Source organism: Kutzneria kofuensis (genome assembly GCF_014203355.1).
GTDB lineage: Bacteria > Actinomycetota > Actinomycetes > Mycobacteriales > Pseudonocardiaceae > Kutzneria > Kutzneria kofuensis.
The window spans coordinates 6757665-6779691 of sequence record NZ_JACHIR010000001.1; the positions used below are offsets into that span (position 1 = coordinate 6757665).

General features: G+C 70.5%; 4 protein-coding genes. All 4 read left to right on the forward strand.

The window, feature by feature from the left end; genetic code table 11:
- Positions 1-48: 48 nt before the first annotated feature.
- The 4 genes from BJ998_RS31295 to BJ998_RS31310 all read left to right on the forward strand — a co-directional run bounded on the left by BJ998_RS31295 (position 49) and on the right by BJ998_RS31310 (position 22021).
- Complete coding sequence (locus tag BJ998_RS31295) at positions 49-1218, forward strand: DUF993 family protein (protein WP_184866923.1); 1170 nt, start codon at positions 49-51, stop codon at positions 1216-1218.
- Positions 1215-2612, forward strand: coding sequence for an NAD(P)/FAD-dependent oxidoreductase (locus tag BJ998_RS31300; protein WP_184866924.1), 1398 nt, complete (start codon positions 1215-1217; stop codon positions 2610-2612). Before BJ998_RS31295 ends, BJ998_RS31300 begins: the two co-directional genes overlap by 4 nt.
- Positions 2613-2722: 110 nt before the next feature.
- Positions 2723-17296 carry an SDR family NAD(P)-dependent oxidoreductase gene (locus tag BJ998_RS48730; protein WP_376776014.1) on the forward strand — a complete coding sequence of 4858 codons (14574 nt, stop codon included), beginning with the start codon at positions 2723-2725 and terminating at the stop codon, positions 17294-17296.
- Between the two features lie 18 nt (positions 17297-17314).
- Complete coding sequence (locus BJ998_RS31310) at positions 17315-22021, forward strand: type I polyketide synthase (RefSeq protein ID WP_446685008.1); 4707 nt, start codon at positions 17315-17317, stop codon at positions 22019-22021.
- Positions 22022-22027 lie beyond the last annotated feature (6 nt).

Genomic DNA, 22027 nt, shown 5'->3' on the forward strand with positions numbered 1-22027 from the left:
GGGAATAGGGGCCGGCGAAGTCATGACCGACGCATCGGAGCGACTGCTGTGATCGAACTCCCTGACGCGGAAGGCAACCTGATTGCCTTCGAGCCCAAGAAGACGCCCTCCCCCTTTGCTCCCGGCGGCCCCGCGTTGCGCAGCCGCACCATGTTCTCGGCGGCCCACGTCGTGGCCGACCCGACCGCGCCGAACGCGCAGTACGGCCCGGCCACCCTGGACTGGGACGCCACGATGGCGTTCCGCCGCCACCTCTGGTCGCACGGCCTGGCCGTCACCGAGGCGCAGGACACCTCGCAGCGCGGCATGGGCCTGGACTGGCCGCTGGCCGCCGAGCTGATCAGGCGGTCCGGCGCGGAGGCCAAGGCCGTCGGCGGCCGGCTGTCCGCGGCCATCTGGACCGACCAGCTCGACCCGACCGCCACCCACTCCGTCGCCGACGTGCTGGCCGCGTACGAGCAGCAGATGGAGGTCGCGGAGGCGGCCGGCGCCGAGATCGTGATCCTGGCCAGCCGGCAGCTCGCCGCCGCGGCCGCCGGCCCCGACGACTACGCCGAGGTGTACCGCCAGCTGATCAAGCAGGCCAGCAAGCCCGTTGTGCTGCACTGGGTCCGCGAGCTGATGGACCCGGGCCTGGCCGGCTACTGGGGCAGCGCCGACCCCGACCAGGCGCTGGAGAACTTCCTCGCGGTGGTGGCCGAGAACTCCGACAAGATCGACGGCGTGAAGGTGCTGCCGCAGGCGCTGGACCGCGAGATCGACATGCGCCGCCGGCTGCCCGAGGGCGTCAAGTGCTACACCGGCGACGACATGAGCTACCCCACGCTGATCGCCGGCGACGGCCAGCACCACAGCCACGCGCTGCTGGGCATTCTCGACCCGCTGGCGCCGCTGGCCGCTGCGGCCGTGCGCAAGCTGGACGAGGGCGACACCGCGGGCTTCACCGAGCTGCTCGGCCCGACCGTGCAGATGTCCTTCCATCTCTTCGAGGGCACCGGCATGGACATCCGCTTCTACAAGACGGGCTTCACCTTCCTGGCCTGGCTGTCGGGCCACCAGGACCACTTCAAGATGATCTGGAGCGAGCAGAACGACCGCTCGCCGGCCCATCTGGCCAAGGCCTACCAGCTGGCCGACGCCTTCGACCTGTTCCCGGACCCGGACCTGGCCGAGCAGCGCATGCGGCAGTACCTGGCCGACGCGGGGGTCACGGCATGAGCGACACACACGCCGTGGTTCTCGGCGGCGGCATGGCGGGCATGCTCGCCGCCGCCGCGCTGGTCGGGCACGCCGACGCGATCACGATCGTCGAGGGCGACACGTTCCCGGAGACCCCGTTGCCCCGCAAGGGTCTCCCGCAGGGCTACCACTCGCACATGTTCATGGGCGGTGGCGTGCAGGCGATGGACACGCTGCTGCCCGGCACCAGCCAGCTGCTGGTCGCGGCCGGCGCGAACCGCCGCGAGCTGCCCGGCGGCTCGCTCACGCTGGCCTCGGTCGGCTGGCACCGGCGCGCCGCCAGCACCGCGTACTCCCTGGTGTGCAGCCGCGAGCTGATGGATCACGTGGTGCGCCAGCAGACCCTGCGCAACGCGCAGATCAGCGTGCTGCAGCAAACCCAGGTGAAGGGCCTGGTCGGGGACGCCGACCGGATCACCGGCGTGAGGATCCAGCGCGGCGACGCGCCGGTGGAGACGATCGACGCCGACTTCGTCGTGGACGCGACGGGTCGCCGCTCGCAGACGCCGAAGTTCCTTGCGGCGCTCGGCCTTCCGGCCGTCGAGGAGGAGACCGTCGACTCCGGGCTGTCCTACTCCACGCTGCTGTTCCAGGCGCCGCCGGGCGGCTCCGAGATCCCGGTGATCCTGATCCAGCCGCAGGCCGGCACCGGCAAGCCGGGGCAGGGCGCGACGCTGTTCCCGATCGAGAACAACCTGTGGATCTGCACGATGACCGGTACCCGGGGCGGTGAGCCGCCGGCCGACGAGGAGGGTTTCCTGCGGTTCGCCGAGTCGCAGCGGCACCCGATCATCGCCGAGATGATCTCCGGCCTGACGCCGCTGGGCGAGGTCAAGCCGTACCGCGGCACGGCCAACCGTCGCCGCTTCTACGACAAGTTGCCGGTGCCGGAAGGCTTTGTCGTCATCGGTGACGCCGCCACCGCGCTGAACCCGGTGTACGCACACGGCATGTCCGTCGCCGCGCTCGGCGCGGTGGCGCTGCGCCGGGCGCTGGAAGCCAACGGCGGCCTGAAGCCGGGCACGTCCCGCAACGCGCAGACCGCCATCGCCCGGGCAGGCGACTTCGCGTGGTCGACGGCGAGCGAGCAGGACCGCGGGTTCCCCGGCACCAAGGCGAACCGCGAGATCAAGATCAGTAAGGGCCAGCAGAAGTTCGCCGACCGCATGACCCGCACCTCGATCAGCGAGTCCGTGGTGGGCAACGCGATCTACGAGGTCTACACGCTGGCCGCGCCGCCGTCGCGCGCGGCCACCCTGCCGGTGCTGCTGGCCACGCTGCGCGGCCCGCGCAAGCCCCAGCTCACCGCCGAGCAGGCGATCGCGCAGTTCCCGGAGCTGGCGGCGCTGCGCCGCACCAGGATTAGCAGTTGACCTAGTGAGGCCGCACCCGATGCGCGAGATAATGGCATCGGGTGCGGTTTTCCCTTGTGTGTGAACGAAACCGCTGATGTTCTCCGATCGAGCAGATGAGGTGGCGTGAGGTGTCCAACGAGGAGAAGCTTCTCGACTACCTCAAGCGAGCGACGTCCGATCTGCGGGAGACCCGCAAGCGGCTGGCCGACGCCGAGCGGCGCGAGCAGGAGCCGATCGCGATCATCAGCATGGGCTGCCGCTACCCGGGCGGCGTGGCCTCCCCGGAGGACCTGTGGCGGCTGGTGCTCGACGGCGTGGACACCGTCGGACCCATGCCCACGGACCGGTTCTGGGACCTGGACGCCAGCTACGACCCCACCCCCGGTGTCCCCGGCAAGATCTACTCCAAGGATGGCTCCTTCCTCGACGACGCGGCCGGCTTCGACGCGGAGCTGTTCCGGATCAGCCCTCGCGAGGCCGCCGAGATGGACCCGCAGCAGCGGCTGCTGCTGGAGACCTCGTGGGAAGCGCTGGAGCGGGCCGGCATCGATCCCTTGTCGCTGAAGGGAAGCCGCACCGGCGTCTTCGCCGGAGTCATGTACCACGACTACGGAGCCGGCACGAGCGACGGCAGCATGGTCTCCGGCCGCGTCTCGTACACCCTGGGTCTGGAGGGCCCGGCGGTCACTGTGGACACTGCCTGCTCGTCCTCGCTCGTCGCGCTGCACCAGGCGATTCGGGCGCTGCGAGCTGGTGAGTGCACGCTGGCTCTGGCCGGCGGTGTGACCGTGATGGCCACGTTGGAGACGTTCGTCGAGTTCTCGCGCCAGCGCGGACTTTCGCCGACCGGACGGTGCCGCGCCTTCGCCGACGCGGCCGACGGCGTCGGTTGGGGCGAGGGCGCCGGTGTGCTGCTGCTGGCGCGGCTGTCCGAGGCCCAGCGGCTGGGACACCAGGTGCTGGCGGTGATTCGCGGCAGCGCTGTCAACCAGGACGGCGCGTCGAACGGCATCACCGCGCCGAACGGCCCGTCGCAGCGGCGGGTGATCCGGCAGGCGCTGGCCTCGGCCGGCCTCGCACCGTCCGATGTGGACGCCGTCGAGGCGCACGGCACCGGTACCACGCTGGGCGATCCCATTGAGGCGCAAGCCTTGTTGGCGACCTACGGCCAGGATCGGGATGAGCCGCTGTGGCTCGGATCCGTGAAGTCGAATATGGGGCACACGCAGGCGGCCGCCGGCGTCGCCGGGATCATCAAGATGGTGATGGCGATCCGGCACGGCGCGCTGCCGAAGACTCTGCACGTGGACTCGCCGAGTTCGCACGTCGACTGGACTGCGGGCGCGGTTGAGCTGTTGACGGAGTCCCGGCCGTGGCCCGCGGTGGAGCGCCCGCGTCGTGCGGGCGTCTCCTCCTTCGGCATCAGCGGCACCAACGCGCACGTGATCATCGAGCAGGCTCCGCCCGTGGAGGCCGTCGAGCGCTCGGTCACGCAGCGCCCGGTGCCGTGGATCATCTCCGGTAAGACCGCGCCGGCACTGGCGGAGCAGGCTTCGCGGCTGTCCTCTGTGGAGGGCGTTGAGCCGTTGGACGTCGCGTACACGCTGGCGACCGGCCGTGCCGCGATGGAGCAGCGGGCAGTGGTCGTCGGCGAGACGCTGGACGAGCTGGTGTCCGGACTTGCCGGAGTGGCCGGGGTGACGGCCGACGCGGGGAAGACCGCGTTCCTGTTCACCGGTCAGGGTGCGCAGCAGGTGGGGATGGGCCGCGAGCTCTACGAGAAGTTCCCGGTGTTCGCCGAGGCGTGGGATGCCGCCATCGATCCGGCGGTGGCCGCCATCGCCTGGTCGGCTGACCAGGAAGCCTTGAACCAGACCGGAAATGCCCAGCCTGCGTTGTTCGCGTTCGAGGTGGCGCTGTTCCGGCTGTTGGAGTCGTGGGGTGTCAGGCCGGACTTCGTGGCCGGCCACTCGGTCGGCGAGATCGCGGCGGCGCATGTCGCCGGTGTGTTGTCGCTGGAGGATGCGCGGAAGTTGGTGTCCGCCAGGGGGCGGTTGATGCAGGCGCTGCCGGCGGGTGGCGCGATGGTGGCCCTGCAGGCCGCCGAGGACGAGGTGCGGCTGCGGGCGGGTGTGGGCATCGCGGCGGTGAACGGCCCGGAGTCGGTGGTGATCTCCGGTGATGAAGCGGCCGTGTTGGAGATCAAGGCGGAGTTCGAGGCGTTGGGGCGCAAGACGTCACGGTTGAAGGTGTCGCATGCGTTCCATTCGCCGTTGATGGAGCCGATGCTGGCGGAGTTCCGGAGCGTCGTCGGTGGCCTGACTTTCGGTGAGCCCTCGCTGGGAGTTGTCACGACGTCGGCCGGTGGTGGGCAGTGGAACGAGCCGGAGTACTGGGTCGGGCATGTGCGCGAGGCGGTTCGGTTCGCGGATGCGGTGGTCGGGCTCACGGCGGCGGGTGTCACGCGGTTCGTGGAGGTCGGGCCCGACGGGGTGCTGACGGGGGTGGCCGCGAACTGCGTCGAGGACGCGGTTGTTGTTGCCACGCAACGGCGTGGGCGTGGTCAGGAGCGGGAACTCGTCGTGGGCGTCGCGCAGGCGTGGGCTCATGGCGTGCCGGTGGACTGGGAGGCGTTCTTCGCCGGTCGTGACGCCCGGCGGGCCGACCTGCCGACGTATGCCTTCCAGCACCAGCGGTTCTGGGTGAACTCGGTCTGGACGCAGGGGGCGGACCTGGGCTCGGCCGGTCTGGCGCCGGTCGAGCATCCGCTGCTGGGCGCGGTGGTCGCCGCGCCCGAGGGCGACGGTGTGGTGCTGACCGGCCGGCTGTCCACGCAGACCCAGCCGTGGCTGGCTGATCACGACGTGCTGGGCACGGTGTTGTTGCCCGGCACGGCCTTCGTGGAGCTGGCCGTTCAGGCCGGTGATCACGTCGGTTGTGACGTGGTGGAGGAGCTGACCCTGGAGGCGCCGCTGGTGCTGCCCGAGCGGGGCGGCGTGGTGATCCAGGTGGTGGTGGGCGGTGCCGACGCGGACGGCGCTCGCCCGGTGAGCGTGTACTCGCGGATGGAGGATGCTGTCAACGGTGAGTCCGGGCTGCCGTGGACCCGGCATGCTGTCGGCACTCTGACCGTGGGTGCCCCGGTCCCGGTTGTGGAACTGGCCGAATGGCCGCCGGCCGGCGCGTCCCGCGTCGACATCGACGGTGCGTACGACCAGCTCCTCGACCGTGGTTACGCCTACGGCCCGGTGTTCCAGGGCCTGAAGGCGGTGTGGCGGCGCGGCGACGAGATGTTCGCTGAGGTGGCGCTGCCGGAGGGCGCCGGGGCGGAGCGGTTCGGGTTGCACCCGGCGCTGCTCGACTCGGCGATGCACGGCGAGCTGTTGGGTGACGGCGAGACGCACCTGCCGTTCGCGTGGAGCGGCGTCTCGCTGCACGCCTCCGGGGCGTCGGCGCTGCGGGTGCGGATGGCCCCGGTGGGCAACGACCGGCATTCCCTCGCCGTCGCCGACCTGACCGGCCAGCCGGTGCTGACGGTGGCGTCCCTGGCCTCCCGGCCGGTTACGCCCGCGCAGCTGTCGTCCGCGGCGCCGCTGTTCCAGCTGGCCTGGCAACCCGCGAGCTCGACCTCCCCAGAATCCGGCCCTGCGGAGGGCGATCTCGTCGTCGAGCACGTCGCGTCGGCTGAGGGCGACGTGCTCGACGGCGTCCGCTCGGTCGCTTCCGCTGTGCTGGAGCGGATCCGTTCGGCACTGTCGGGGGACTCCCAGGTCGCCTTTGTCACGCGCGGCGCGGTTTCCGTCAGCGGCGAGGACATCGACCTGGCGGTGGCCCCGGTGTGGGGTCTGGTGCGGGCCGCGCAGGCGGAGAACCCCGGCCGTTTTGTCCTGGTGGACACCGATTCCGATGATGTGTCGGCGGCCCTGGCGCTCGGCGAGCCCGAGGTGGCGGTGCGCGGCGGCGCGGTGTTCGTTCCCCGGCTGGCCCGCGTGGCCGGCACCGCGTCGATTGACTCTGGGGCAGCCGACGGCACGGTCCTGGTCACCGGCGGCACGGGCGGCCTCGGTGCGCTGTTCGCCCGGCATCTGGTGGCGGAGCGGGGTTTCCGCAGCTTGGTGCTGACCAGTCGGCGTGGCATCGAGGCAGCCGGAGCAGCCGCGTTGAAGGCGGAGCTGGAGGCCCTCGGCGCGACGGTGACCGTCGCTGCCTGCGACGTGTCCGATCGGGACGCTTTGGCCTTCCTGCTGGAGGGCATTTCCGATCTGAAGGGCGTGGTGCACGCGGCCGGAATCGCGGAGAACGGCCTCGTCGAGGCCGTCACCGCGGACGAGCTGGACGCCGTGCTGCGGCCCAAGGCCGACGCCGCCTGGTACCTGCACGAACTCACCCGTGGCCTGGACCTGTTCGTGTTGATCTCCTCGGCCGGCGGGCTGCTGCTCGCCGCCGGACAGGCCAGCTACGCCGCCGCGAACGTGTTCCTGGACGCCCTGGCGCAGCACCGGCGTTCGCTCGGGCTGCCGGCCACCTCGTTGGCGTACGGGCTGTGGGGAGTCGGGGCCGGTCTGGGCGCGGAGCTCGGCGAGGTCGACCTGGAGCGGATGCGCAAGTCCGGCCTGCCGGCGCTGTCCGCCGCCGAGGGGCTGTCGCTGTTCGACGCGGCCCTCGACTCCGGCGAGGCGAACCTGGTGCCGGTGAAGCTGGACCTCGGCACGCTGCGCACCCGCGAGGTGCCGCACGTGCTGCGCGGCCTGGTTCGCGTGCCGCAGCGACAGACGGCCAAGAGCGGTGTTGCTTCCGGAAACTCGTTGGCGGACCGGCTTTCCGGGCTCGGCGACGAGGAACGCGACGCGCAGTTGCTGGATCTCGTGCGCAAGCATGTTGCCGCGGTGCTCGGACACGCGTCCACCGACGCGATCGAGCCGGACCGCGCGTTCCAGGAGCTGGGCTTCGATTCCCTCGCCTCGGTCGAGCTTCGGAACCTGCTCGGCGGCGACACCGGACTCCGGCTGCCGGCGACGCTCGTGTTCGACTACCCGACGTCCCGCGCGGTCGCCGAGTACCTGCGCGAGAAGGTCGGCGGCGCCGGCAAGGCGGTCGCCGCGGTGCGGGCGCTGCCGTCGCTCGACGACGACCCGATCGTCATCGTCGGCATGGCCTGCCACTACCCGGGCGGCGTGAACTCGCCGGAGGACCTGTGGCGGCTGGTCGCCGACGGCATCGACACTGTCGGTCCTTTCCCCACCAACCGCGGCTGGGACCTGGCCAACCTGTTCGACCCGGAGCCGGGCAAGCCCAACAAGTCGTACACCCGGGACGGCGGTTTCCTTTACGACGCCGCCGAGTTCGACGCCGACTTCTTCGGCATCAGCCCGCGTGAGGCCGTGCTGATGGACCCGCAGCAGCGGTTGCTGCTGGAGACGGCGTGGGAGGCGTTCGAGCGGGCCGGCATCGATCCCCGGTCGCTCAAGGGTTCTTCGACCGGTGTCTTCGCCGGCATGATGTACCACGACTACGCCCTGAACAGCGCTTCCGGCTCCATCGCCTCGGGTCGTGTCTCGTACAGCTTCGGCTTCGAAGGGCCATCGGTCACCGTGGACACGGCGTGCTCGTCGTCGCTGGTGGCGCTGCACTTGGCGATTCAGGCGCTGCGGTCGGGGGAGTGCTCGCTGGCACTGGCCGGTGGCGTGGCCGTGATGGCGACGCCGGAGGCAATCGTCGACTTCTCCGAGCAGCGCGGACTTTCCGTCGACGGCCGCTGTAAGTCCTTTGCCGGGGCGGCGGACGGCACCGGCTGGTCCGAGGGCGTCGGTCTGATTCTGGTCGAGCGCAAGTCCGACGCCGAGCGGCTCGGGCACCCCATCGTCGCCGTTATCCGGGGTTCCGCCGTCAACCAGGATGGCGCCTCCAACGGCCTGACTGCCCCCAACGGTCCGGCGCAGCAGCGGGTGATCCGGCAGGCGCTGGCCAACGCCGGTCTCGACACGTCCGATGTGGACACGGTGGAGGCGCACGGCACCGGCACCAAGCTCGGCGACCCCATCGAGGCGCAGGCGCTGCTCGCGACCTACGGCCAGGACCGGTCGGAGCCGCTGTGGCTGGGGTCGATCAAGTCGAATCTTGGCCACACTCAGGCTGCCGCCGGTGTCGCCGGCATCATCAAGATGGTCATGGCGATGCGGCACGGCGTGCTGCCCAAGACCTTGCACGTGGACGAGCCGACGCCGCAGGTCGACTGGTCCGCCGGCAACGTTCAGCTGCTGACCGAATCCCGGCCGTGGCCGGCGGTGGACCGCCCGCGCCGGGCCGCCATCTCGTCGTTCGGGTTGAGCGGCACCAATGCGCACGTGATCATCGAGCAGGTGGTTCAGCCCGAGCCGGAACCGGTCGAGTCTTCGCGGATCATGCCGCTGTTGGTGTCGGGCAAGACCCCGGACGCCCTCGCCGCCCAAATCACTCAGCTGTCCACTGTGGATGCTCCACTGGTCGACATGGCGTACACGCTGGCAACGGATCGGGTCGCTTTCGAGCACCGGGCCTTCGCGCTGGATCGGGACAACTTTGTCTCCTCGGCGGTGAAGCCCGGAAAGACGGCGTTCTTGTTCACCGGCCAGGGTTCGCAGCGTGTCGGCATGGGTCGTGAGCTGTACCAGAAGTTCCCGGTGTTCGCGGCGGCGTGGGATGCGGCTGTCGACTCTGACGCCGCTTGGGGCTCCGATCAGGATGCCCTGAACCAGACCGGCAACGCCCAGCCGGCGCTCTTCGCCTTCGAAGTTGCACTGTACCGGCTAGTTCAGTCCTGGGGGATGGAACCGGACTTCGTGGCCGGCCACTCGGTCGGCGAGATCGCGGCGGCGCACATCGCCGGAGTTCTTTCGCTGGAGGATGCCCGGAAGTTGGTCAGTGCCCGGGGGCGGCTCATGCAGGCCCTCCCGGCCGGTGGCGCGATGGTGGCGATCCAGGCCACCGAGGACGAGATCACCCTGCGCGAGGGCGTTGGCATCGCCGCGGTGAACGGCCCGCGGTCCGTGGTGATCTCCGGTGTCGAAGAGGCCGTTGTGGCCATCCAGGCCGAGTTCGAGGCCCGCGGCCGGAAGACTTCGCGGCTGAAGGTGTCGCACGCCTTCCACTCGCCGCTGATGGAGCCGATGCTGGACGAATTCCGAGCAGTGGTCTCCACCTTGACCTTCGCTCAGCCTTCGATCCCGGTCGTGACCACCTCGGCCGGCGGTGGTGAGTGGTCCCAGCCGGAGTACTGGGTCAACCACGTGCGCGAGGCCGTGCGCTTCGCCGATGCGATCACCTCGCTTCATGGGCAGGGCGTCACCAAGTTCGTGGAGGTGGGTCCGGACGGTGTGCTGGCGGGCATGGGGGCGAACTGCGTCGAGGACGCGGTGTTCGTGGCCACGCAGCGCCGGGACCGTGACCAGGAGCGCGAACTGGTCGCTGGCATCGCACAGGCTTGGGCGCACGGCGTGACCGTGGACTGGGCGAAGTTCTTCGCCGGCACCGGTGCTCGCCGCACCGACCTCCCGACGTACGCCTTCCAGCGCCAGACGTTCTGGCTGACCTCGGCCAGAGGCGGCGATGTGACGTCGGTGGGCCAGGTGGCGGTGGAGCACCCGTTGCTCGGCGCGGCGGTGGCGTCGGCGGAGACGGACGGTGTGGTGCTGACCGGCCGGCTGTCGGTGGAAACGCAGCCGTGGCTGGCGGATCACGACGTGCTCGGCTCGCTGTTGTTGCCGGGAACGGCCTTCGTGGAGCTCGCCTTGCAGGCCGGCGATCACGTGGGTTGTGACGTGGTGCAGGAACTCACCCTCGAAGCCCCGCTGATCCTGCCGGAGCGCGACGGCGTGGCGGTGCAGGTGGTCGTCGACGAGGCCCGCAACGTCAGCATCTACTCCCGGGTCGACGACCTGCCCTGGACCCGGCACGCGACCGGCGTGCTCGGCACGGACGCCGGAACCGCCGACGACCTGGCGGAATGGCCGCCGCCCGGCGACGCCGTCGACCTCGATGGGGCGTACGAGAACCTGGCCGGCCAGGGCTACGTGTACGGGCCGATGTTCCAGGGACTGAAGGCGGTGTGGTGCGACGGCGACAACACGTACGCCGAGGTCGCGCTGCCGGAGGGCACCGACGCCGAGCGCTACGGCATCCACCCGGCGCTGCTCGACTCCGCCCTGCACGCCCAGCTCGTCGCCATCGAGGAGTCCGGCGACACGCAACTTCCGTTCGCCTGGAACGGCGTCACCCTGCACCGCGCCGGCGCTTCCGAGCTGCGCGTGCGGATCCGCCGCACCGGCGACGACTCGGCGTCCGTGCTGGTCACGGATCTGGCCGGCGACCCGATCCTGTCCGTCGAATCCCTGGTCTCGCGGGCGGTGTCGTCCGAGCAGCTCAGCGTCGACCGCAAGCACGACTCGCTGTTCCACGTCGTGTGGACCCCGGTTCCCGCCGCCGGCAACGAGGAGGCGGTCCGCGAGGACGTGCCCGCAAGCAAGGACGCCCTCGTACACGTGCTGAGCTGTGTGCAGTCCTGGCTCGCCGACGAGGCCAACGCCGACAACCGGCTCGTCTTCGTCACGCGCAACGCCGTCGACACCGACGACGTGGACCTCGACGTGGCGCCGGTGTGGGGCCTGGTCCGGTCGGCGATCTCCGAGAACCCCGGCCGATTCGGGCTGGTCGACGCCGACTCCGACGACGGCGTGGACGCGGCGATCGCCCTCGGCGAGCCGGAGGTCTCGGTGCGGGGCGGCGAACTCCGGGTGCCGCGCCTGGCCCGCGTCACGGAACTCAACGGCAGCACCGACTTCGGCGACACCGTGCTCGTCACCGGCGGTCTCACCGGCCTCGGCGCACTGTTCGCCAAGCACTTGGCCGCCACGGGGGTGGCCAACCTCGTGCTGACCAGCCGCCGCGGACCCGATACGCCGGGCGCGGCCGAGCTCACAGCCGAACTGGAGGCCCTCGGCGCATCGGTGACGATCACCGCCTGCGATGTCGCCGACCGGGACGCCGTCGCCGAGCTGCTCAAGGGAATCCCGCAGCTGACCGGCGTGGTGCACGCGGCGGGTGTGCTCGACGACGGCGTGATCTCCGCGCTGGACGCCGAGCGGTTCGACCGGGTCTTCGCCCCGAAGGCGGAGGCCGCCCGTCACCTGCACGAACTCACCGGCGATCTCAAGGCGTTCGTGCTGTTCTCCTCGATCGCCGGCACGCTCGGCGGCACCGCGCAGGCCAACTACGCCGCCGCCAACGTCTTCCTCGACGCCCTCGCCCAGCACCGCCGGGCCAACGGACAGCCGGCGGTGTCGCTGGCGTGGGGCCCGTGGGCGCAGGTCGGCGGCATGGCCGACCGCCTCACCGATGCCGATCTCCAACGCCTGGAGCGGGCCGGCATGCCGGCCCTGCTGCCGGACGAGGGCGTCGCGCTGTTCGACCTGGCGCTGAAGGCCGACGTCGCGGCGCTGGCGCCGATCCGCCTCGATCTCAGCACCCTCCGTGCGCAGGCCGCCTCGCAACCGCCGATGCTGCACGGCCTGGTGCGCGTGCCGTCGCGGCCGACGAAGCGTTCCGGCGGCTCGTCGCTGGAGCGACGGCTCGCCGGGCTCGACGCGGGGGAGCGGGAGCGGCTGCTGGTTTCCTTGGTACGCAAGCATGTCGCCGCCGTCCTCGGGCACGCCTCGGTGGACGCCGTCGACCCCGACCGGGCGTTCAACGAGCTCGGCTTCGACTCGCTGTCGGCGGTCGAGCTGCGCAACCAGCTCGGCGCGGAGACCGGCCTGCGCCTGCCGGCCACGCTGGTCTTCGACTACCCGACGACCCGCGCGGTCGCCGGGTACCTGGTCACCAGCTTCGCCGGCGCCACCAAGGCCGTGAAGACCCGGGCGAAGTCCACTTCGGACGAACCGATCGCCATCGTCGGCATGGCCTGCCACTACCCGGGCGGCGTGAACTCGCCGGATGACCTGTGGCAGCTGGTGTTCAACGGCGTCGACGCCGTCACCGACTTCCCGACCGACCGCGGCTGGGACACCGAGCGGATCTACGACCCGAGCGGCGAACGCCCTGGCAGCACCTACACCAAGCGCGGCGCGTTCCTGCACGACGCAGGGCTGTTCGACCCGGGCTTCTTCGGCATCAGCCCGAACGAGGCGCTGGAGATGGACCCGCAGCAGCGGCTGCTGCTGGAGACGGCGTGGGAGGCGTTCGAGAGCGCCGGCATCGACCCGGGACCGTTGCGCGGCAGCGACACCGGCGTGTTCGCCGGCATGATGTACCACGACTACAAGGTCAACAACAACACGGGTTCCATCGCCTCCGGCCGGGTTTCCTACACGTTCGGGTTTGAAGGACCGGCGGTCACCGTGGACACCGCGTGCTCGTCGTCGTTGGTGGCGCTGCACTGGGCGATCCAGGCGCTGCGCAGCGGCGAATGCTCGCTGGCATTGGCCGGTGGCGTGGCCGTGATGGCGACGCCGGAGACGTTCGTCGAGTTCAGCAAGCAGCGCGGGCTTTCCCCGGACGGCCGCTGCAAGTCCTTCGCCGGCGCGACCGACGGCACCGGTTGGGGCGAGGGCGTCGGCCTGGTCCTGGTCGAGCGGCTGTCCGACGCCCGCCGCAACGGGCACAACGTCCTCGCCATCGTGAAGGGTTCCGCGATCAACCAGGACGGTGCCTCGAACGGCCTGACCGCGCCGAACGGTCCCGCGCAGCAGCGGGTGATCCAGCAGGCCCTGGCCAACGCCGGCCTGGCCGCCACCGATGTCGATGCCGTCGAGGCCCACGGCACCGGCACCACCCTGGGCGACCCCATCGAGGCGCAGGCCCTGCTGGCCACCTACGGTCAGGACCGGTCGGAACCGCTGTGGCTGGGTTCGATCAAGTCCAACATGGGCCACACCCAGTCCGCCGCCGGTGTCGCCGGGATCATCAAGATGATCATGGCCATGCGGCACGGAGTGCTGCCCAAGACCCTGCACGTGGATGTGCCGACCCCGCACGTGGACTGGACCGCCGGCAACATCGAACTGCTCACCGAGCCCCGGCCGTGGCCCGCTGTCGACCGTCCGCGCCGGGCCGGCATCTCGTCCTTCGGCATCAGCGGCACCAACGCCCACGTGATCATCGAGCAGGTCGTGCCCGAGGTCGCCGACCGGGAGATCCCGCCCCGCCCCGTGCCGGTGATCGTCTCCGCGAAGACCGCCGACGGCCTCAAGGCCCAGGCCGCCAGACTGTCCGCTGTGGATGGTGAGCCACTGGACGTGGCCTACTCCCTGGCCACGTTGCGAGCCCCGATGGAGCACCGGTCGGCCTTCGTGGCCGAGGACCGGGAAGGTCTGGCGCGAGGCTTGGCCAACGTCACCGACGTGATTGCGGGGCAGGGTCTGACGGCGTTCCTGTTCACGGGGCAGGGAGCGCAGCGGATCGGGATGGGCCGGGAGCTGTACGAGAAGTTCCCGGTGTTCGCGGAGGCGTGGGACGCGGCGATTGATCGTGAGCTGTCAGCCCTGATCTGGGGCTCTGACCAGGACCTTCTCAACCAGACCGGCAATGCCCAGCCCGCGTTGTTCGCGTTCGAAGTTGCACTGTACCGTCTAGTTCAGTCCTGGGGTGTGCGGCCGGACTTCGTGGCCGGTCATTCGGTCGGTGAGATCGCGGCTGCGCATGTGGCCGGGGTCCTCTCCCTCGAAGACGCCCGCACGTTGGTGTCCGCTCGCGGCCGTCTGATGCAGGCGCTGCCGGTCGGCGGTGCGATGGTGGCTCTGCAGGCCAGCGAGGATGAGGTCCAGCTCCGCGAGGGGGTGGGCATCGCGGCGGTCAATGGTCCGCAGTCGGTGGTGATCTCCGGCGACGAGGCCGCCGTGCTTGCTATCAAGGCGGAGTTCGAGGCGCGTGGTCGCAAAGCCACGCGGCTCAAGGTCTCGCATGCGTTCCACTCCCCGCTGATGGAGCCGATGCTGGACGAGTTCCGCAGCGTCGTCGCCGGGCTGACCTTCAACGGGCCGAAGATCCCGGCCGTGGTCACCTCGGCCGGGGGCGGGGAATGGTCCGAGCCGGAGTACTGGGTCGACCACGTCCGGGAAGCGGTGCGCTTCGCGGACGCGATCAGGAACCTCTCCGAACAAGGCGTGACCAAGTTCCTCGAGATTGGTCCCGACGGCGTGCTGGCCGGGATGGGCGCGAACTGCGTCGAGGATGCGGTGTTCCTGGCCACCCAGCGCCGGGACCGCGACCAGGAGCGCGAGCTCGTCAACGCGGTGGCGCAGGCCTGGGCGAACGGCGTGCACGTCGACTGGACCAAGTTCTTCGCCGGGCGCGACGCCCGCCGTGTCGAGCTGCCGACCTACCCGTTCCAGCACCAGCGCTACTGGGTCAACTCGGTGATCTCGGATGGCGCGGACGTCAACTCCGCCGGCCTGGACTCGGTGGATCACCCGCTGCTCGGCGCGGCCGTCCCGGCCGCGGAGGGCGACGGCGTGGTGCTCACCGGCCGGCTCTCGCTGGAGACCCAGCCGTGGCTGGCCGACCACGACGTGCTCGGCAGCATCCTGTTCCCCGGCGCGGGATTCGTCGAGCTGGCCATCCAGGCCGCCGAGCGCAGCGGCGCCAACCTGATCGAGGAGCTGACGCTCGAGGCCCCGCTGGTGCTGCCCGAGACCGGTGACGTGACGATCCAGGTCGTCGCCAGCGGCAACAAGGTCAGCATCTACTCGCGTGGCGAGGACGCGTGGGTCCGGCACGCGACCGGCGTCCTCGCCACCGGAGCCCCGGTCGCCGAGACCTTCGACTGGCCGGCCGGGGCGACGCCGATCGACGTCAGCTACGACGAACTGCTCACCCTCGGCTTCGGCTACGGCCCGGCATTCCAGGGCCTGCAGGCGTTCAAGCACGGCGACGAGATCTTCGCCGAGGTGACGGTCTCCGAGGCCGACGACCGGTTCGCGCTGCACCCGGCCCTGCTGGAGACGGCCCTCCAACCGACGCTCACCGACACCGTGATCCCCGCCGTGTACCGCGGAATCGCCGTTCACCACACGGGAACCAGCGCCATCCGCGCCCGGATCGCCGATGGCGCAATCACCCTGGCCGATCAGAACGGCCCGGTGGCGACCATCACGAGCATCGAGACGCGGACGATCACCGCCGACCAGCTCGCCAACACCGGCAACGACCTCTACCGCGTCGACTGGGTCGCCGCTCCGAACGCGCGCCCCACCGACGAGACGTGGTCGGCCGAACTGCCCCTTGCCGACTGGCCCGAATGGCTACCCACCCTGAACGCCCCGGACGTCGTGCACGTCGCCTGCCCGCCCGACGGTGAGCCGGCCGTCGCCGAGGCCGCCGCGAGGCAACTCCTCGGCCTGATCAGGGAATTCGTCGGCAAACTGGTGCTCACCGGCCCCAACGGCGCGCTGTGGGGCCTGATCCGGTCGGCGCAGGAGGAGAACCCGGGCCGGTTCGTGCTCGTCGACACCGACGGCAGCGCCGACCTGAAGAAGGCCGTCGACACCGGCGAACCCGAGCTGCGAATCCGCGACGGCAAGATCCTCGTCCCGAGGCTCGTCGCCGCGCAGCCGAGCGTCGATCGCCCGTACGGCGACACCGTGCTGATCACCGGCGGCCAGCAGGGCATCGGCAAGGCGATCGCCGACCACCTGACCGCCAAGGGCGTCAAGGTCCTGCACAAGCCCGGCAAGCAGAAGGTCGACACGGTCATCCACGCCGAGTCCGCCACGGACAACGCGCTCCTGTCCGACATGACCGACGAGCAGCTGGAGCGGGTGCTCGCCAAGACCATCGACGCCGCCTGGAAACACCGGGACGCCAAGCTGATCCTCGTCTCCTCGGCGACGAGCCTGCTGCTCGGCACCGGCCAGGCCAACTTCGCCGCCGCCACCGGCTACCTCAACTCGCTGGCCGAGAAGCTCAACGGCGTCGCCATTGCCTTCGGCGCGCTGGACAACGGCGACGAGGCCTACGCGGAACGCATGCGCCGGACGGGGACCCCGGTGTTCACCGCCGACGAGATCGGCCCGCTGTTCGACCGGGCGCTCACCGTCGACGACCCGCTGGTCGTGCCGCTGAAGCTGGACAAGGCGGCGCTGCGGGCCCGGCCCGAGGGCCTTCCCATGCTGCTGCGCGGCCTGGTCCGCGTGCCGGCCCGGCAGACGCGACAAAGCCACACTTCGTTGCGCGAGCGGCTGGCCGAGCTGCCCGAGGCCGACCGCGAGCAGCTGCTGCTCGACCTGGTCGGCAAGCACGTGGCCGCAGTGCTGGGCCATGACGCGTCCACGACGATCGAGCCGGACCGGGCGTTCAAGGAGCTGGGCTTCGACTCGCTCACCGCCGTCGAGCTGCGCAAGCAACTCGGCCTTGCCACCGGCCTGCAGCTGCCGGCCACGCTGATCTTCGACTACCCGACCTCGCAGGACGTCGCCGACCACCTGCGGGAGCTGCTGCAGCCGGGCGAGTTCGACCCGGCCCAGCAGCTGATCGCCGAGATCGGCCGGCTGGAGGCGACTCTGCAGGCCACCGAGGTGAACGGCTCGCGGCCCAAGGTCACCGCCCGGCTGGAGGCGCTGCTGCGCAAGTGGCGCGACAACGAGGAAATCGCCAATGCGCCGGAGGGGAGTCTGGACGAGGCAACGGACGACGAGCTGTTCGCCGCGCTGGACAACGAACTCGGCATTTCCTGACCACGGAGATTGGCTGACTTGATGAGCACCGACGACAAGCTCCGCGACTACCTCAAGCGGGCAACCACGGAACTGCAGCAGGTGCGGCGCCAGCTCCGCGAGGTCGAGGCCAGGCAGCACGAGCCGATCGCGATCGTGGCCATGAGCTGCCGTTACCCCGGTGGCGTCACGACGCCGGAGGGCCTGTGGGACCTCGTCGCCCGCGGCGGTGACGGCATCAGCACGCTGCCCACCAACCGCGGCTGGGATGTGGAGGCCCTCTACGACCCGGAGCCGGGCACGCCCGGCAAGACGTACTCGCGCGAGGGTGGCTTCCTGCACGAGGCCGGCGAGTTCGACGCCGACTTCTTCCGGATCAGCCCGCGCGAGGCCAAGGAGACCGACCCGCAGCAGCGGCTGCTGCTGGAGCTGGTGTGGGAGGCGCTGGAGCGCGCCGGCATCGACCCGACCACGCTGAAGGGCAGCCGCACCGGCGTGTTCGCCGGCGTCGCCTACCACGACTACTGGCCGGGCGGCGGTGTCGGCAGCCTCGCCAGCGTCGTCTCGGGGCGAGTCGCGTACACGCTGGGGTTGGAGGGGCCCGCGGTCACCGTGGACACGGCGTGCTCGTCGTCACTGGTGGCGCTGCACTGGGCGATGCAAGCCCTGCGTAACGGGGAATGCACGCTGGCGCTGGCCGGCGGCGTCACAGTCATGTCCACTCCGGACTCTTTCGTCGGTTTCAGCGAGCAGCGCGGACTGGCCAGGGACGGCCGCTGCAAGTCGTTCGCCAAGGCCGCAGACGGCACCGGTTGGGGCGAGGGCATCGGTATTCTGCTGGTGGAGCGGCTTTCCGACGCGCAGCGCAACGGACACCCGATTCTCGCCGTGGTGCGGGGAAGCGCGGTCAACCAGGACGGCGCCTCGAACGGTTTGTCCGCCCCGAACGGGCCGTCGCAGCGGCGGGTGATCGAGCAGGCGCTGGCCTCCGCGCAGCTGTCGGCCGACCAGGTCGACGTCGTCGAGGCGCACGGCACCGGCACGACGCTGGGTGACCCGATCGAGGCGCAGGCTCTGCTGGCCACGTACGGCAAGGATCGCGAGCGGCCGCTCTGGCTGGGGTCGATCAAGTCCAACATCGGTCACGCCCAGGCGGCCGCCGGTGTCTCCGGCATCATCAAGATGGTCATGGCGATGCGGCACGGCGTCCTGCCGAAGCTGCTGCACCTGGACGAGCCGACGCCGCAGGTGGACTGGACCGCCGGCAACATCCAACTGCTGGCCGAGGCGCAGCCGTGGCCGCAGACCGGCGAACCCCGCCGGGCCGGCATCTCGTCCTTCGGCCTGAGCGGCACGAACGCGCACGTGATCATCGAGGAGGCGCCGGCGGTCGAGGTGCCGGAGCGGGTCGTCGAACGCCGGGTGGTGCCGTGGGTGATCTCCGGCCGCACCGCGAAGGCGCTGGCGGACCAGGCCTCCCGCCTGTCCGATGTGGACGTCGCTGAGCCGTTGGATGTGGCGTTTTCGCTGGCCACCGGGCGTACCGCGTTCGACCAGCGGGCGGCGGTGATCGGTGTCGAGCACGAGGACTTCATCCGCGGCCTGCGGGCCATCGCCGACGGCGTGCCGGGCACGGGAGTGGTGACCGGCTCTGCCCTCGCCGGCAAGACTGCCTTTCTGTTCACCGGCCAGGGGGCGCAGCGGATCGGGATGGGTCGTGAGCTGCACCGGGTGTTCCCGGTGTTCGCAGAGGCGTGGGATGCGGCGATTGATCCCGAGTTGGCTGGCGTCGTTTGGGGCGCGGATCAGGAGGCTCTGAACCAGACCGGTAACGCCCAGCCGGCGTTGTTCGCGTTCGAGGTTGCACTGTACCGTTTAGTTCAGTCGTGGGGTGTGCGGCCGGACTTCGTGGCCGGTCACTCGGTCGGTGAGATTGCGGCTGCGCATGTCGCCGGGGTCTTGTCGCTGGAGGATGCCCGCACGCTGGTCAGCGCTCGTGGTCGGTTGATGCAGGCGTTGCCGGCTGGTGGGGCGATGGTGGCGTTGCAGGCCAGCGAGGATGAGATCCAGCTCCGCGCGGGTGTAAGTATCGCGGCGGTCAATGGTCCGCAGTCGGTCGTGATCTCCGGTGACGAAGAGACTGTTCTCGCTATCAAGGCGGAGTTCGAGGCGCTGGGTCGCAAGACCTCGCGGCTCAAGGTGTCGCACGCCTTCCACTCGCCGTTGATGGAGCCGATGCTGGCGGAGTTCCGGAGTGTTGTGGCCGGCCTGACCTTCAACGAGCCGTCGCTCGGGGTGGTCACCACTTCCGCCGGTGGTGGGCAGTGGTCCGAGCCGGAGTACTGGGTCAACCACGTCCGCGAGGCCGTGCGGTTCGCGGACGCGGTGACTGGGCTCAACGCACAGGGCGTGACCAAGTTCGTGGAGATCGGGCCCGACGGCGTGCTCACGGGCATGGGCGCGAACTGCGTGGAGGACGCGGCGTTCGTGGCCATCCAGCGGCGCGACAAGTCGGAGGAGCGCGAGCTGGTCTCCGGCCTGGCGCAAGCGTTTGCCAACGGCGTGGCCGTCGACTGGCCCAAGTTCTACGAGGGCCGCGAGGCGCGGCGGGTGGACCTGCCGACCTACGCCTTCCAGCACCAGTTCTACTGGCGGGACAAGGAGACCCCGGCCGCCACCGCCGACCCGATCGACTCCGCCTTCTGGGATGCCGTCGAGCGCGAGGATCTCGCCGATCTGGCCGAACGGCTGGAGATCGAGGAGGGCACACTCGGCGCGGTCCTGCCGGCGATGTCCGCGTGGCGCAAGCAGTACCGCGACCAGGCCATGGTGGATTCCTGGCGGTACAGGGTGAGCTGGCTGCCGGTCGAGGACGTGCAGGCCGAATCCCTGCTCGGCACCTGGCTCGTCGTGGTGCCCAGGGGTTTCAGGGATCACGAGCTGGCCAAGGCCGTCGCCGCCGCGACCGAGGTCGAGATCATCGAGTTCGCCGACGGCGACCGCGCCGGTCTCGTCGCGCAGCTCGGCAGCCACGCCCCGGCCGGCGTCCTGTCCCTACTGGCGCTGGATGACACCCCGCACCCGCTCTACCCCTCGATGTCCGCCGGCGGCACCGCGACCGTCGCCCTCGCCCAGGCCCTGGCCGACGCCGGCGTCACCGGGAAGCTCTGGTGCGTCACCAACGGCGGCGTCGCCGTCGAGAACAGCGCCGAGCTGACCAGCGCGTATCAGGGCTCGCTGTGGGGCTTGGGCGGCGTTCTGGCGCTCGACCACCCCGACACCTGGGGCGGCATGATCGACCTGCCCGATGCCGGCGAGGCGACCGTTCGCCGGCTGCTCGGTGCGCTGTCCGGGATCGACGACGAGGACCAGATCGCCATCCGCGCCAACGGCCGCTTCGCGCGCCGCATGGTTCGCGCCGGCCTCAACGGAAACGCGCCGAAGCGGTCGTGGAAGCCGCGTGGCACCACGCTGATCACCGGTGGCACCGGCGGACTCGGCGCGCACGTCGCCCGCTGGCTCGCCGGCAACGGCGCGGAACACCTTGTCCTGACGAGCCGTCGTGGCAACGCCGCCACGGGCGTCAGCGAACTTGAAGCAGAGTTGAAAGAGCTCGGTGCCGAGGTCACGGTCGCGGCTTGCGATGTCGCCGACCGGGACGCGGTTCGCGAATTACTTGACGGGATCCCGAACCTGACCACCGTCGTGCACGCGGCCGGTGTGTCGCAACGCATCGCCCCGGTCGAGGACATCACACTGGCGGAGTTCGCCGAGGTCGGCCGGGCCAAGGTGCTCGGCGCGGTGCACCTCGACGAACTGCTGGGCGACCGCGAGCTCGACGCGTTCGTGCTGTTCTCGTCCGGTTCCGCGGTCTGGGGCAGCAGCGGCCAGTCCGGCTACGGCACCGCCAACGCCCACCTCGACGCGATTGCCCACCAGCGCCTGGCGAAGGGCCGCACGGTCACCTCGATCGCCTGGAGCTCCTGGGAAAGCGGCATGGTCGACGAGGAGATGAGCGCCCTGATGCGGCGCATCGGCGCCCCCGCGATGCCGCCGAAGCTGGCGATCAACGCGATGCAGCAGGCCCTCGACAACGCCGACACGCACATCGTCGTCGCGGACTTCGACTGGGCGAAGTTCGTTCCCACCTTCACCATCGCCCGTCCTCGGCCGCTGCTCAACGCGCTGCCGGAGGTCCGCGAGGTCCTCGACGGCGGCGACGAGTCCGAGGGCGAGTCGGCGTTCGCCGCGAAGCTGGCCGGCCTGTCCGACGCCGAGCGTGGCCGGGCCGTGCTGGATCTGGTGCGCAGCCACGTCGCCGCGGTGCTCGGCTACGACGATCCGTCCACACTGGACCCGAGTCGCCCGTTCGAGGGCCTCGGTTTCGACTCCGTCAGCGCGGTCGACCTGCGCAATCGCCTCGGTACGGCAACGGGCCTGAAGCTGCCGTCCACTTTGGTCTTCGAGTACACGTCCACGTCCGCGCTGGCCGAGCACCTGAAGTCGCTGCTCGGCCAGAGCACCGGCGGCGTGCTGCCGGTGCTGGCCGACCTGGACCGGTTGGAGGAGACCGTGCTGGCGCTGCCGGCCGAGGAGATCGAGCGCAACCGGATCACCTCGCGGCTGCAGACGCTGCTCGGCCGGCTGGGCGACATCCTCGGCGACGGCAAGGAGAACGTCGCGCTGGACGACGCCAGCGCCGACGACGTTTTCGACTTCATCGACAAGGAACTCGGTCTTGCCTGATCGGGC

Coding starts and splice junctions, on each gene's coding strand:
- BJ998_RS31300 (WP_184866924.1), top strand. CDS start 1,215: ATGAGCGACACACACGCCGTGGTTCTCGGCGGCGGCATGGCGGGCATG.